The 13,033-nt window shown below is 62.4% G+C and carries 12 protein-coding genes; 3 read left to right on the top strand and 9 right to left on the bottom strand.

Annotated features, from left to right (window positions below; genetic code table 11):
• Nucleotides 1-7 precede the first annotated feature (7 nt).
• Genes I6E74_RS06030 through I6E74_RS06005 form a run of 6 tightly spaced genes read right to left on the bottom strand, consistent with a single transcriptional unit; the run spans nt 8 to nt 6,856 of the window.
• Nucleotides 8-2,227 (bottom strand): DUF3488 and transglutaminase-like domain-containing protein, encoded by a 2,220-nt coding sequence (locus I6E74_RS06030; protein WP_197123964.1) that lies wholly within the window; start codon nt 2,225-2,227, stop codon nt 8-10.
• Nucleotides 2,214-3,584, bottom strand: coding sequence for a DUF58 domain-containing protein (locus I6E74_RS06025; protein WP_197123963.1), 1,371 nt, complete (start codon nt 3,582-3,584; stop codon nt 2,214-2,216). The genes I6E74_RS06030 and I6E74_RS06025 overlap by 14 nt, the downstream gene beginning before the upstream one ends.
• Nucleotides 3,585-3,595: 11 nt before the next feature.
• Nucleotides 3,596-4,591, bottom strand: coding sequence for a MoxR family ATPase (locus tag I6E74_RS06020; protein WP_197123962.1), 996 nt, complete (start codon nt 4,589-4,591; stop codon nt 3,596-3,598).
• A 26-nt stretch (nt 4,592-4,617) separates the two neighbouring features.
• A complete protein-coding gene (locus I6E74_RS06015; RefSeq protein ID WP_197123961.1) occupies nt 4,618-4,977 on the bottom strand; it encodes a PLD nuclease N-terminal domain-containing protein in 360 nt (119 codons plus the stop codon).
• A 38-nt stretch (nt 4,978-5,015) separates the two neighbouring features.
• On the bottom strand, nt 5,016-5,804 hold the full coding sequence (gene cofE / locus I6E74_RS06010) for a coenzyme F420-0:L-glutamate ligase (protein WP_197123960.1): 789 nt from the start codon (nt 5,802-5,804) through the stop codon (nt 5,016-5,018).
• A gap of 38 nt (nt 5,805-5,842) precedes the next feature.
• Entirely contained in the window at nt 5,843-6,856 is a 1,014-nt protein-coding gene (locus I6E74_RS06005) for a TIGR03557 family F420-dependent LLM class oxidoreductase (protein ID WP_197123959.1), read from the bottom strand.
• A 110-nt stretch (nt 6,857-6,966) separates the two neighbouring features.
• Here I6E74_RS06005 and I6E74_RS06000 point away from each other — a divergent pair, with 110 nt between their 5' ends.
• The 3 genes from I6E74_RS06000 to I6E74_RS05990 all read left to right on the top strand — a co-directional run bounded on the left by I6E74_RS06000 (nt 6,967) and on the right by I6E74_RS05990 (nt 9,015).
• Nucleotides 6,967-7,755 (top strand): alpha/beta hydrolase, encoded by a 789-nt coding sequence (locus I6E74_RS06000; protein ID WP_307784397.1) that lies wholly within the window; start codon nt 6,967-6,969, stop codon nt 7,753-7,755.
• A gap of 388 nt (nt 7,756-8,143) precedes the next feature.
• Complete coding sequence (locus I6E74_RS05995) at nt 8,144-8,422, top strand: hypothetical protein (protein WP_197123958.1); 279 nt, start codon at nt 8,144-8,146, stop codon at nt 8,420-8,422.
• Between the two features lie 152 nt (nt 8,423-8,574).
• Nucleotides 8,575-9,015, top strand: a complete 441-nt coding sequence (locus I6E74_RS05990; RefSeq protein ID WP_197123956.1) for an Hsp20/alpha crystallin family protein — start codon at nt 8,575-8,577, stop codon at nt 9,013-9,015.
• A gap of 138 nt (nt 9,016-9,153) precedes the next feature.
• Here the strand turns inward: I6E74_RS05990 and fgd are convergent, their stop codons facing one another.
• The 3 genes from fgd to I6E74_RS05975 form a co-directional block, all read right to left on the bottom strand.
• Nucleotides 9,154-10,170: a glucose-6-phosphate dehydrogenase (coenzyme-F420) gene (gene fgd, locus I6E74_RS05985; protein ID WP_197123954.1), complete on the bottom strand. Its 1,017-nt coding sequence runs from the start codon at nt 10,168-10,170 to the stop codon at nt 9,154-9,156.
• Between the two features lie 18 nt (nt 10,171-10,188).
• A complete protein-coding gene (gene coaD, locus I6E74_RS05980) occupies nt 10,189-10,677 on the bottom strand; it encodes a pantetheine-phosphate adenylyltransferase (protein WP_197123952.1) in 489 nt (162 codons plus the stop codon).
• 143 nt (nt 10,678-10,820) lie between these two features.
• On the bottom strand, nt 10,821-12,935 hold the full coding sequence (locus tag I6E74_RS05975; RefSeq protein WP_231601352.1) for an ATP-dependent DNA helicase RecG: 2,115 nt from the start codon (nt 12,933-12,935) through the stop codon (nt 10,821-10,823).
• Nucleotides 12,936-13,033: the final 98 nt, after the last annotated feature.

Here is a 13,033-nt window from a genome sequence, read left to right as displayed (position 1 = left end):
CCAAGATCTAGCCACGACGGTCCCGGGGACTAAACGCCGTGCGCGGAGCCAGTGCAGCCCGAAGTCGCTCCCGCCAGCCAAGGGATGCTCGCAGCGCGGCGAGCACATTCGTCACGGCTCCCACACGCACGGTTTCGGGTCGCGTGCTGAAAGCGCTCGCCTCAACCTGGCCAAGCAAGGAGCTGAGCGCGGATGTTCCGGAGTCGCCGAGGTGCTCGGTGAGGTGCTCGAACTGTTGCCGCGGGGTTGCTGTCGCGCTCACCGGATAGCCGAGATCGATTGCGGTGTCGCGCACTTCACGCCAAGCCGCACCGGTCTCTCCTTGCCTCACAGCGGCCAATCGTAGAGCACGACGGGTGACCCGCACGAGGGCAGGGATGAGCAGAAGCACCGGCAAGGCGAGCACGAGCCACCACCACGGTGAGATCTCGACGCCGTTGGGCGTTGCCGCGGACGAGTCTTCATCGAGGGGCAGATCGGGGCGGGCACCAGGCGTCTCTGGAGAGGTCGAAGTTGGAGTTGCAACGGGCTCAGGTTGCGACTCATCGACATCCGGGGTGCTGGGGTCGTCTTCAACACTTTGGGCGAACCGTGGAGCGCTTCCCACCGAGACGGTCGGTTCGAAACGGATCCACCCGATGGTCGGAAAATAGAGCTCCGGCCATGCGTGCAAGTTATCGGTGGACACAAGGAAGCGTCGCTCGTCCGAGTCATCCGCGATTCGTTCACCGGGCGTGAACCCGACCACCACTCGCGACGGGATCTCAAGGCTTCGCGCCATCGCGGCCATCGCAGAAGCGAAGTGGACGCAGTAACCGCTCTTCGCCGCGAGAAACTCGCCAAGAACACCGGCGCCCGAACCGTCATATTCCTCGGCGACGGGTGCATCTTCTGAATAGGTGAAGTCACCGTCGGCAAAGAAAGATTGCAGCGCCAACGCCTGATCGAAGCGAGTCGTTTCGCCGCCCGCCACAGCGTGGGCTGTCTCGGTCACGATGCTCGGAAGGGTCTCCGGCAGCTCAAGATAACGCTCGAAACCATCGGGCAGCGTCGTCGGGGCGGCCTCCAGTTGCTCGACCGAGGGCGCGGGCGAAACGAACGCGACTTCGTAGTTTTGGCCACGAGAGTTCGAGTCGTCGGTCGATACCGTGAGCCCGTCTGGCTCCCACGACCAGTCGCCCTCAAGCCCGCTAATGTTGGCCGTCGCATACGGCACGGGCAAGAGCTTTCCCCGGATGCGGTCAATCTCGACCTGCAGCACCTTCTCCTCCCGCGGCACTTCGTCGCTCAGACCGGGTGCGATCGGAAACTCGGTGACGCTGCCAGCGGCTGTTGGCTCGTTTTGCGATGGCTCCCAGGTGTCTTCGGAAAACACGTCAAGCGCGGCCACTCGAAGGTATTCCCCGCCGCTCTCAGAGGCATACGTCAATGCTCGCAACGGTACGCCTCGGCGGAGGTCAGTGCTGAGGTTGATGATCGGGTTCACCCCGGTGGAGATGAGACCCTGCCCGCTCCCCAATTGCTCCGCTGGTTCAACGCTCGGCAGCACCACCGGCACGATGAGAGACAGCACTAGGGCGGCCGAAATCAGCGGCCACGCCGAGCGAGTGCTCTTCTGCGGAGACGCCACCAAAAGCACCGCAACATAGGCAATCGCGGTTGCGGCGAAGACAAACGCATCGTGCAATTCTGTGCGAACAAAGCTCGGCACCAGAAGAAGAATAGTGAGCGGGATGGCGGTCAACGCCGATTTCTGCAGCACGAACGCCGTGACGTCCATTGCCACGGCCACGGCCGCCGCACCGAGACAGATCAGGAAGACGATCCCCACAAACGCATCAGCCGGAAAACTCTGCACCGCGATGGAGGCTTGCCCCTGCGTCACCAGTTGACCAAACCGCGAGACCGTGTCTGCTGTCGGAATGATGCCAAGGATGGCCGTCTGAGGCGCGAACATCAGCACGAGCGAGACCAGCCCACCGGCGGCCGCGACCACCGAGCCAAGCCACGCTCGCGAGTTCACGCTGCGGAAGACGGCGCCCGACGCCAGAACCGCAACCACCACGGCCATCAAGGGGAACCACCAAGCACCCTCGGTCAGCACTGCCCCGAGACTGCTCGCCGCGACGCCCGTCGCTAAGGCTAGAACGCCCGCAATCGACCACAGTCGCACTCGGCGATCGTGCCTCGCTACGCTCGCGACCCTCGCCGCCTCAGTCGTGCTCACGGAGCACCTTAGATTCCGAAACCAACAGGTTCCAGGCGTCGGCGACATCGTCGTAAGAACGAACAGAAATGACCTTCCACCCTGCGGTGCTCAACTGATCAGTAACCGGCGCACGTTTCTCGGTGCCCCCACGCTCACGGTCACCGAAACTGGACGAAGATTCCACTACGAACGCAACGGCAAGCCCGGCGCCAGTTGTCTGCGCTGCGAGAAAGTCAATGGTCTCAGCATCAGGATTCGCAACCAAGGCGATCGTGGGCACCGACGTAGCAGCGCGCGCTGCAGAATCTGTCCACCACGCGGCGGGAGAATCGATGGGCGCTATCGCCGCGAGCCGAGTCAGCAGCTCCTGCTCCGCCGCCGACCTGCGGTGCAAGACAGCCGCATCCGTCAGTTGGGACTGCCCCGTTTCAACAATGCTCACGAGAAAACCCTCGCGACGTAGCTGCACGGCAGCCGACGCGAGCATGCTCACTACCCACTCAAATCGAGGACTGTGCGCTGGTGCAACAGCGGAACCGGAAGGCGTGCGAATCGCGGCGGCGCGGCTGGCATCGGGGTAGCCGACCAGCCGAGTATCCACAATGATGCGGGCCTGCGGATAACTGTGCTGCTCTTCTTGACGCACCATGAGACTGCCGTGGCGAGCGGATGCTTTCCAGTGCACGCGACGCATGGCATCGCCCCGACGATACTCGCGCGTCATCGCGTCATCGTCGTCACCGGCGGCACGACGTTGTACGACCCGCGCTTCGCCATCTCCGGACTGCGCCAACAGCGCTGTCGGCGCGAACTGCACCACTTGCGGCGTCACGATGAGCGGTGTTGCAGCGCCCACGCTCCACGCACCCCACGCCAGTTGAAGAGGGTCGGACGCTTCGACCACGAGCGGCCCGACATCGAAGACTCCGCGGGCGGTCGGGGTGAGGGTGTAACTCAATTGCGCAGCGCTGCGATCATTGCCCGCCCCCGTCTTCACCGACAACCGCGGAAGCCAACCGCTCTCGGTCACCCACGGGTGCCACGGAAGACCATCGCGCCACCGCATCGCGGCCGTCGCACGCCGCAATTGATTATCGACGCGCAACGTCACAGCGGTCGTGCTTGCCGCTTCGACCACCGGAAACGAAAAACGACGAGTAACCGTCATCGCCGCCGCGTGCCTACGCACGAAAAATGCCGCCACCATCGGCAAAGCCAGAGCAAAAGATCCGACATATAACAAAACCGGCATACCGGCGCCAAAGCCCACACCCAGTGCAACTCCGCCCGCCACTAAGAAGGTCGCGCCGCGATTTGTCAGTCGGGCACCACCCATCACAATGCGAATAGATCGCAGCATCACATCGCGGGCCATGACAGCTGTCTCTAGGATGCGGCCGCGTGCACCGGCACCGGAATCTCGGCCACGATGCGCTCGATGACATCCGCGATTGAGTGCCCGGAAAGTAGCGCTGACGTATCACCGGTGTGACGAGCAGGAATCATCCGATGGGCCAGCACCGTCACAGCGAGCGCATCAATGTCATCCGGAAGAACAAAGTCGCGGCCGTCAATCGCGGCTCGCGCCTTCGCTGCGCGCACCAAATGCAGCGTCGCGCGGGGACTCGCACCCACCCGCACTTCACGGTCGCGGCGGGTGGCTTGAGCGATCGCCACCGCATATTCCTCCACGGCAGTGCTCACGAAGACGCGGCGTACGGTCGCGATGAGCTCGCGCAACTGCGACACCGAGACCACCGGGGTGAGAGCATCCAGCGGACTTGTCAGCTCCCGTGACCGCAGCATGGCCAGCTCGGCTGCGGCATCCGGATAGCCCATCGAAATTCGGGCCATGAACCGGTCACGCTGCGCTTCGGGCAAGGGATAAGTGCCCTCCATCTCGATGGGGTTCTGCGTCGCCACCACAATGAACGGGCTTTCAAGTTCGTAGGTCGTGCCATCGACGGTGACACTCGACTCGGCCATGCACTCGAGCAGCGCCGACTGCGTCTTGGGACTCGCACGATTGATTTCATCACCAATCACAATGTTGGCGAAAACAGGGCCCTTCTTGAATTCAAACTCGCGGGTGTTTTGGTTATAGACCGAGACACCAGTGATGTCTGCCGGCAGCAAGTCTGGGGTGAATTGCACGCGCGAAACGGTGCTGTCGACCGTTCGTGCCAGCGCTCGCGCCAGCATGGTCTTTCCGACACCAGGCACATCCTCGATGAGGAGATGACCCTCCGCCAAGAGCACGGTGAGTGCCAAGCGCACAGCCTCCGTCTTGCCATCGATCACGGTCGAAATACTGCGCACAATGGCGTCACAGTGATCGTGGAACACGTCGTCGGGTAGTGACCCGGAGGTAGGGGCATCCATGGGTCGAGTCTTACACCGGTCTTCCACTACGGCAATTGCTTACGCTTGCGCAGTTCGTCTTCAAGGGCACGGATCTTTTCTTGGCGCTGAAAGTATTCGATCTCCGCATCGAGCTTCGCTATCTCCGCTTCGGTCGTGCTCACCTCCTGTGATGGCAGGGGTGCGCGACGCTCGGAGGCGCCAAAGGGCAGAGAGCTCGGCGCGGTGGACTGGTGCTCGCGGCCGATAGCGAACCAGAGAATGCTGCCGATGAAGGGCATGAAGATCACGAGAAAGATCCAGGTGACCTTGCCGAGATGCTTGATGCGCGATTCATCGATCAGGATGATGTCGATCAGGACCGAGATGAGCAACGCGAAATACGCGAGCGAAATGAGACTCCCCATCCGCTCATCGTAGAGGTAATCTCACATACAGTCGAGTATTAGTCCTCTTTAGATTCCCCTGAGGTGTGCGCCTCATCGAAGCCGGCCATCCAGGCTTCTTTTGTGCCCAGACTGAACATGTCCTCTGGGCCCGACCGAACGAGGGATCGCGCACCGGGAGCGTCAAGATCAGCGACGTGCTGGCCAAGCCCGCGAAGGACCGCAACGGGTAATCCCCCGGCCTTGCCTTTGACCAAATCTGTCGCGGCAGCAACTTCATCGGCGAGCGCCGTGACGCTCACCGCAAGCGGACGACCCGAAGCATCCGCGGTGCCACGCAAATCATCAAGAACGTGGATGCCCGCCGCACCAATTGCAATGTCGGCCTGCCCCTTGCGCCAGGGCCTGCCCACGGTGTCGGTGATAACGATGCCGACCGTCACCCCGAATCGCTCGCGGAGCCCGGCGCAGAGCTCATGAGCCGTCGCATCGGGATCGAGCGGGAGCAACAAAACGATGCCGTCGGGGGTATTGCTGGAGTCGACGCCCGCCGCCGCCATCACGAGACCGAGACGGTTCTCCACAATGCGAGTGACGCCGTTGGGGTGCTCGCGGGATGCCACGATCCGCACGGTTTCGTTGGTGATGGCTTGCTCGCGATCAGCGGCTTCCACCGAACGCCCCTCAGCCTTGCTGACGATCTTGGAGGTCACAGTGAGGATGTCGCCGTCGACAAGCCCGCCAGAGTTCACGTCGTCAGAGTCGGCGACGAGAGCCGCCGCAATCGCCTCAAGAAGGTTGTCGCCGGACTGAATTTCGGGGATGCCGGGCACAGCCCATGCGCTCATTCTCACGCGTCTAGTCTGCGGCATTTCGGGAGCGGTCACTACTTGCGCAGAGCCGGCAGCACGTCGCGCCCGAAGACGTCGAGGAACTCGCGCTGATTGCGTCCAACGTTGTGGAGGTAGATACGGTCGAATCCGAGATCGAGGTAGCTCTGGATGTAGGCACGGTGCACGTCCGGATCGGCGCTCACGGGCATCCGACCCTCAAAGTCTTCTGGTCGGACCATGCGGGCGAGCTGTTCGAGCTCAAACGGTGAGCGGATGTCGTTCTTCGCAAACCGCAAACCGCCGTTCGGCCATTCGGTGAGCGCGTTGCGCATGGCCTGCTCATCTGTTTCGGCCCAGCTCAAGTGCAACCGCAGTACGCGGCTCTGAGTTTCGGGTTTGCGGCCTGCTTCGCGTGCTCCTTCAGCGAATCGCTTGAGTAGCATGTCGACTTTCTCGAGGGGCGCTGCTTCGGTGATGAGACCGTCGACGGTTTTGCCCGCACGCTTGGCGGCGACGGGGCCTGCTGTCGCAACGAGGATCTCGGGCGCGACTTCGGGCATTGTCCAGAGGCGTGTCGATTCGAGCCGATAGAACTGGCCTTCGTGGCGCACATCTTTGTTGCCGAGACCCGATGCAAACAGTTTCTTGATGATCTCGACCGCTTCAAACATGCGATTAATGCGTTCGGGGGCTTCTGGCCAGTACTGGCCGACGATGTGTTCGTTAATGGCTTCGCCGCTGCCGAGCCCGAGCCAGTGCCGGCCTGGGTTCATGGCGGCCAAAGTAGCGGAAGCTTGAGCGACCATTGCGGGGTGCCATCGGAATGTCGGCGCCGTGACGCCCGTGCCGAGATCGCCGGTCGTGGTCTCGCCCAGAGCGCTCAGCACGTTCCACACGAACGATGCTTGCCCCTGCTGGGGAACCCACGGCTGGTAATGGTCGGCGGCCATTACGCCGCGAAATCCCTGCGCTTCGGCATGCTGCGCGAACGCCATCACATCGCGCGGATGAAACCGTTCAAGCATGGCGGCGTAGCCGATGTGGGGTGCAGCAACTGTCACGGGCATCCGTCTATTGTGGCGTGCATTGCGCTCGTCGTGCTGCACCAGGGTTACCGAGTATTGAATTGCCGTCGCGACGAGCGGATAATGGGCGACCTACTCACTGAGGAGTCGGCATGAATCTGGGCGCGTTTTCCACCAGCACCGCTAGTCCGCTCATGCACGTCATCCTCATTCCAGGGTTCTGGCTCGACGAAACGTCGTGGGCCCCCATCACCCAGTCGCTGCGCGCTGCTGGCTACACAGTTCACCCGTTGACGCTTCCCGGTCTTCACCGCAACGACACCGACCGAGCAACCATCACTCTGGCCGACCACGTTGCCGCGGTGGTTGACGTCGTCGATAGCCTCACTCGCGACTATGACTGCGAGGATGACGCAGCGCACGACCAAACAGCGCCTCACATTGTGCTCGTGGCCCACAGCGGTGGCGGCCCCATCGCCCACGCTGTTGCGGATGCTCGCCCCACTTGCCTTGCGCGCATCGTTCACGTCGACACGGTGCCGCTCCCCCACGGGATGCCGATCAACGCCGACCTTCCGACAATTGATGGTGAGATTCCGCTGCCCGCCTGGACGGTATTCGACGACGAAGACCTAGTTGATCTCACCGCTGAGCTGCGGGCCACATTTCGGGAGATGGCGATTCCGCAGCCCGCTCGCGTGGCCAGCGACCCGCAAAATCTGTCGACTCCGGCACGGTTTAGCGTTCCCGCCACAGTGATTTGTTGTGAGTTCACGAGCGAACAATTGCGGTCATGGATGCACGACTCTGAGCCATTCGCCTCAGAGCTTGCACGCCTCGACGACCTCGAGCTCGTTGACCTCCCCACCGGGCACTGGCCGCAGTTCACGAAGCCAGCTGAACTTGCCGAAGCAATCATCACGGCTGTGCATCGCAGCTAAATAGGGTCTTGTCCTCTACGAGCGCCCGTCCTACACTGAGCAAACGCCAACTATTGAAAGGAGCCTGACGTGTTTATGTTCATTACGACCAAGAACCCCACTACCGCCGGCTCCGTCGGCGCCCTCACCGCCTAACCGGTTAGCGTTCTCCGCTCACCGATTCTGACGGTGGCGGCGCTCACGGAGCACACGACCCAACTCGATCATCACGAGACCGCGTTCGACTGACGAGTCGGCACACCCTCACTAGGTTTGCGCAGCACTCACAGTGATGATCACCCCTTCTCTGGCGACTCGCGATCGCTGAAGGATGCCGTTGGGTCGCCACCTGAAACAGCGCGCTCTGGCGCGCCATCCGCAACCTCTCTCTGTCACGAAAGTTTCCATCATGAACAAACTACTGGCGGCCTCGAAAGACCGCCACGCCCATCCGCCCGAACCTGACCCCGTCGAGAAGCCGCGCCCAGCGGCAGCACGTCGCGTGGGAGTCATCGACCGGCTTGCGCTGCATCTCGGCGTCGCACTCATCACGTGGAGCCGCCGGCCCCACCGTGCGCGACTGATCGCGTCGGCCGAGCTGCTGGCCGCACACCAGCTCCGTGATGAGCGCCTGGCTCACGCCAGAGCTCGCGCCGAGCAGAACTATCCGCGGTTCATCATCCGCTGAATTCGCCGCACTCGACCGCCGCTGGATCGCTCCGGCGGCGGTCGTTTCGTTCTCAGCGAATATGAAGCGAAATTTCTTGGCACTCTCAGGTCGAGAATGCTAATTTTTGATTGTTGAGTCACCGTGACTCAACTTTGAGAAAGGGGTTCCCCATGACACTGTCATTTGATCCTTTTGCCGAACTCGACCGGCTCACCGCAGCAGCCCAGTCCCGCGTCGGCGCCCAGCCGATGCCGGTCGATCTGTACCGCCAGGCCGACGAGTACGTCCTCACCGCCGACCTCCCGGGCATCGATCCGGGCTCCGTTGACGTCGACGTTGATGGCCAGTTGCTCACCATTCGCGCCGAACGCACCGCTGGCGAACGCGAGGGAGCCAAGTGGCTCTCTCAGGAACGTCGCTACGGTTCTTACTTGCGCCAGTTCAGCATTGGCGCCGGCATCGACCGCGACAACATCAGCGCCAGCTACGACAATGGCGTCTTGAGCGTCATTATTCCGGTCTCCGAGAAGGCAAAACCTCGAAAGATCGAGGTCAGCACCAACTCGGCGAACCAGGCTCGTTCAAGCGAAAAAGTCGCCGTCACGAGCTAGCCGACACCGGAACGTCGCCGCGTTCAACGGTGGCGCACAACAACGATGGGCGGATGCTTCACGCATCCGCCCATCGTTGGTTAAGCCTGTCGCACTAGGGCCGTGCTCTCGCGCGACCCGCTGCAGTCAGAACGCGAGTTACAGCGCCCGCAATCGCGGTGCAATGTCGCGCTCGAAGAGCTCAAGGAAACGGCGCTGATCGTCGCCGGGCGCGTGGAAGACGAGGTGGTTGAGGCCGGCATCCACGTAGGGACGAATCTCTTCGACGATCTTGTCGGGATCGTTGCCGACAATCCACCGCGATGCGATCTGCTCGATCGGCAGAGCATCAGCGGCGCGCTCCATCTCGATGGGGTCGGTGATGTCGTGCTTCTGCTCCTTCGACAGCGCTAGTGGCGCCCAGAAACGCGTGTTCTCGAGGGCGACGTCGGCATCGGTGTCGTAGGAGAGCTTTATTTCGATCATCCGGTCAATGTCTTCGAACTTGCGGTCAGCCTTAGCCGCGCCCTCCTTAACGCCCGGGATCAGTGCGTCGTTGTAGAGCTCCATGCCCTTGCCCGAGGTGCAGATAAAGCCATCTCCTGCACGACCCGCATAGCGGGCAACCATCGGCCCACCGGCAGCGATATAGATCGGGATGGGCTGGTCAGGGCGGTCATAAATGCTCGCGTCGTGGGTGGAGTAGTACTCGCCATCGAAGGAGACGCGATCTTCGGTCCAGAGCGCTCGCATGAGACGGACTGATTCGCGCAAGCGAGCGAAACGCTCTTTGAACTCGGGCCACTCCTGCTCACCGGCACCACGGAATCCGGTGGCAATCTCATTGAGAGCCTCACCAGAACCAACACCCAACATGATGCGCCCCGGGTAGAGGCAACCCATCGTCGCGAACGCTTGAGCAAGCACAGCCGGGTTGTAACGGAACGTCGGCGTCATCACGCTCGTGCCGATCCGGATCGTGCTGGTGCGCTCCCCCACCGCGGCCATCCAGGTCAGCGAGAACGGAGCATGTCCGCCTTCGTGACGCCACGGCTGGAAGTGGTCGCTAACCGCAACACTCTCCATGCCGTGTGCTTCTGCGGCCACTGCGATCTCAACGAGTTCACGCGGGGCAAATTGTTCTGCTGACGCTTTGTATCCGAGGGTGAGTGTCATAAACCCATTGTGCCGGTGTTAGTCGCGCGGCGCTTGCAAAAACTCAGAAACCGAACGCGGAACATAGGGCGCGACGTCTCCGCCGAGCGCGGCAACCTGGCGCACGAGCGAACTAGACACGTGCGCATGAGCGGGGTTCGGCAGCATGAAAATCGTCTCTACCCCGGCGAGATCGCGGTTGACGATCGCCATAGGAGTTTCGTACGCGACATCCACTTGAGAACGGATGCCCTTGATGATGACACTCGCCCCGACATCGGTGCAATAGTCCACAAGAAGGCCCATACTCCAGCTAGTTACAAGGATGTTGCCCTCGAGGTGGGCGTCGGCAACGGCCTGCTCGATGAGCGAGACGCGTTGCGCAATCGGCAAAAGCGCGGTCTTGCCCGGGTTGTGCACGACCAGAACGTGCACTTCGTCAAAGGTTTTCGCTGCCCGCTCAATCACATCGAGGTGGCCAAGGGTGACAGGGTCAAACGACCCAGGAACAACAGCGATCCGACTCATGCTCCCACGATAGCCGCTCGGTGCTCATTGGCGCGTGGGAGTTCGCTGTGTGGGGAAATCTGGCGCAACACAGCAAAGTGCGCGGTGGGAGCGCTGCCTGCCGCGGGCCGGCGTTCGAGCGCGCAAGCTTGCGAGCGGAAGCGCTAGTTCTTGCCGAGGAACGCTTCGGCACTTTCGTCAAGACGACGCTTGAGTGCTTCGGCGAGCGCCGGATGCTCCGCCAAGGTCGGGTCTGCGACCAACAGCGCCTGAGCCGCCTCGCGCGCTTCGGTGATGAGTTGACCATCGTTGGCAACTCGCAGCAGCTTGAGGCTCGAACGCCCACCCGACTGCACGCCGCCAAGCACATCGCCTTCGCGGCGCAGTTCGAGGTCTTTGTTGGCGAGTTCGAAACCATCGAGAGTGGATGCCACAGCCTCGACGCGTTCGCGTGCCAACGACTCCACCTCGGCTGCCGTGACGAACAGGCACAGCCCCGGAACGCCACCTCGACCAACCCGGCCGCGCAACTGGTGCAACTGAGAGACCCCGAAACGATCAGCGTCGAGCACCACCATCACCGAGGCGTTGGGTACGTCGACACCAACCTCGATGACTGTTGTCGCCACGAGCACATCGATGTCGCCCGCGGCGAAGGCGCGCATGAGCTCGTCTTTCTCCTCGCTCGAGAGCTTGCCGTGGAGCGCCTCAATCCGCTTGCCCGCGAGAACCTCGTTGCTGCGGAGCGACGCCAGCACCTCGGTCACGTTGGCGATCGGGCGCGGTGGTCCGGCATCCGGGTCATCGGAGACAGCGGGCGTCGGCTCGCTGCCGGGCTCTTCAGTCTTGGCGTCGATGGCGGGGCACACGACGAAGCCCTGGCGACCGATGGCGAGTTCTTCTGCCAGCCGTTGCCAGACGCGCGACACCCAGCCCGGTTTCTCGGCGAGCGGCACGACGTGGCTGCTGATGGGCTGACGGCCAGCGGGCAACTCAGCGATCGAGGAGATATCGAGGTCACCGAAGACGGTCATAGCGACCGTGCGCGGGATGGGCGTTGCCGTGAGCACGAGAACGTGGGGAGGCTTCGCGCCCTTGAGCCGTAGCGCTTCGCGCTGGTCGACGCCGAAACGGTGTTGCTCATCAACGACGACGAGACCGAGATCGACAAACGTGACCGCGTCGCCCAGGAGGGCGTGCGTGCCGATCACGATGCGAGAAGCCCCCGACACGGTCGCCAGCAGCGCCTTCTTGCGCTCTGCTGTCGGCAGCTGGCCCGTGATGAGGGTCGGGCGCAGTTCGGCCGCGAGATCGGGGCCCAGCGTGCGGATGATCGAACGGAAATGTTGATGCGCCAAAACCTCAGTGGGAGCCAGCAACGCTGATTGCCCACCCGACTGCGCGACCGCGAGCATCGCCCGCAGCGCGACCAGAGTCTTACCGGAACCCACCTCACCCTGCACGAGTCGATTCATCGGAACCGGCTGTGCCATGTCGTGGAAGATTTCCTCCCCCACGGTGTGCTGATCACCCGTGAGAGTGAACGGCAACGCTGCGTCGAAGCCTTCGAGCAGTGGGCCGGCCGTGCGTGCGATGGCTTCAGATTCGCGCTGCTTCTGACGCTGTTGCAGAAGCGCCGACTGCAGAACGAATGCTTCCTGAAAACGCAGGGTGTCGCGAGCTGCCCGCCAGTCCGAGTCAACCTTCGGGCGGTGCACCTGCTCAAGCGCCTTCGCAAACGGAAGTAACTCGCGTTCGCGACGAACGGCATCCGGAACCGGGTCATCAAGCGGGCCAAGCGTATCGAGCACAACCTCGACGGCTTTCTGAATTTGCCAACTCGCGACCGTGGACGTCGCCGGATAAATGGGGATCGGCTGCTCGGCCCACGACTTGGCCTGCTCGGGCTTCTTGAGCTCAAGAGCATCCCGGTCGAAGAGTTCGTAGTCGGGGTGCGCGAGCTGACGTGTGCCGCGATATTGGCCGACCTTGCCCGCAAAGATTCCGCGCACCCCCGGCGTCAACTCATTGGCACGCCAAGCCTGATTGAAGAACGTGAGAGTCAGGATGCCCGTGCCGTCGCTGATCGACACCTCAAGAATCGAGCCGCGCTTGTTGCGCATCGGACGATTGCGCACTTCGCGCACTTCGGCGACGATCGTGACTGCCTCATCCAACGGCAATTGAGCCAGCGCAGTGAGTTCGCCCCGTCTCGCGTACCGCCGCGGATAGTGGGTCATCAGATCGCCGACCGTGAGCAGGCCAAGACCGCGCTGCATCGAAGTAGCGGTGCGCCCGCCCAAGACGGCGCTGAGCTTCTGGTCAAGGGGCGAGGTCACCCTAGAAGAGTACCGGGGACCACTGGCGTTCTTCAGAC

The organism is Salinibacterium sp. SWN139 (assembly GCF_015864625.1).
GTDB lineage: Bacteria > Actinomycetota > Actinomycetes > Actinomycetales > Microbacteriaceae > Rhodoglobus.
The sequence above is the reverse complement of the archived record's forward strand: the minus strand, read 5'-3'. Positions and strand labels throughout refer to the sequence as shown.

What these genes read in the sequence shown, in the direction of transcription:
- I6E74_RS06025 (WP_197123963.1), bottom strand. Translation starts at nt 3,584, where the DNA reads ATGGCCCGCGATGTGATGCTGCGATCTATTCGCATTGTGATGGGTGGT.
- I6E74_RS06020 (WP_197123962.1), bottom strand. Translation starts at nt 4,591, where the DNA reads ATGGATGCCCCTACCTCCGGGTCACTACCCGACGACGTGTTCCACGAT.
- I6E74_RS06015 (WP_197123961.1), bottom strand. Translation starts at nt 4,977, where the DNA reads ATGGGGAGTCTCATTTCGCTCGCGTATTTCGCGTTGCTCATCTCGGTC.
- cofE (WP_197123960.1), bottom strand. Translation starts at nt 5,804, where the DNA reads ATGAGCGCATGGGCTGTGCCCGGCATCCCCGAAATTCAGTCCGGCGAC.
- I6E74_RS06005 (WP_197123959.1), bottom strand. Translation starts at nt 6,856, where the DNA reads ATGCCCGTGACAGTTGCTGCACCCCACATCGGCTACGCCGCCATGCTT.
- I6E74_RS06000 (WP_307784397.1), top strand. Translation starts at nt 6,967, where the DNA reads ATGAATCTGGGCGCGTTTTCCACCAGCACCGCTAGTCCGCTCATGCAC.
- I6E74_RS05995 (WP_197123958.1), top strand. Translation starts at nt 8,144, where the DNA reads ATGAACAAACTACTGGCGGCCTCGAAAGACCGCCACGCCCATCCGCCC.
- I6E74_RS05990 (WP_197123956.1), top strand. Translation starts at nt 8,575, where the DNA reads ATGACACTGTCATTTGATCCTTTTGCCGAACTCGACCGGCTCACCGCA.
- fgd (WP_197123954.1), bottom strand. Translation starts at nt 10,170, where the DNA reads ATGACACTCACCCTCGGATACAAAGCGTCAGCAGAACAATTTGCCCCG.
- coaD (WP_197123952.1), bottom strand. Translation starts at nt 10,677, where the DNA reads ATGAGTCGGATCGCTGTTGTTCCTGGGTCGTTTGACCCTGTCACCCTT.
- I6E74_RS05975 (WP_231601352.1), bottom strand. Translation starts at nt 12,935, where the DNA reads ATGCAGCGCGGTCTTGGCCTGCTCACGGTCGGCGATCTGATGACCCAC.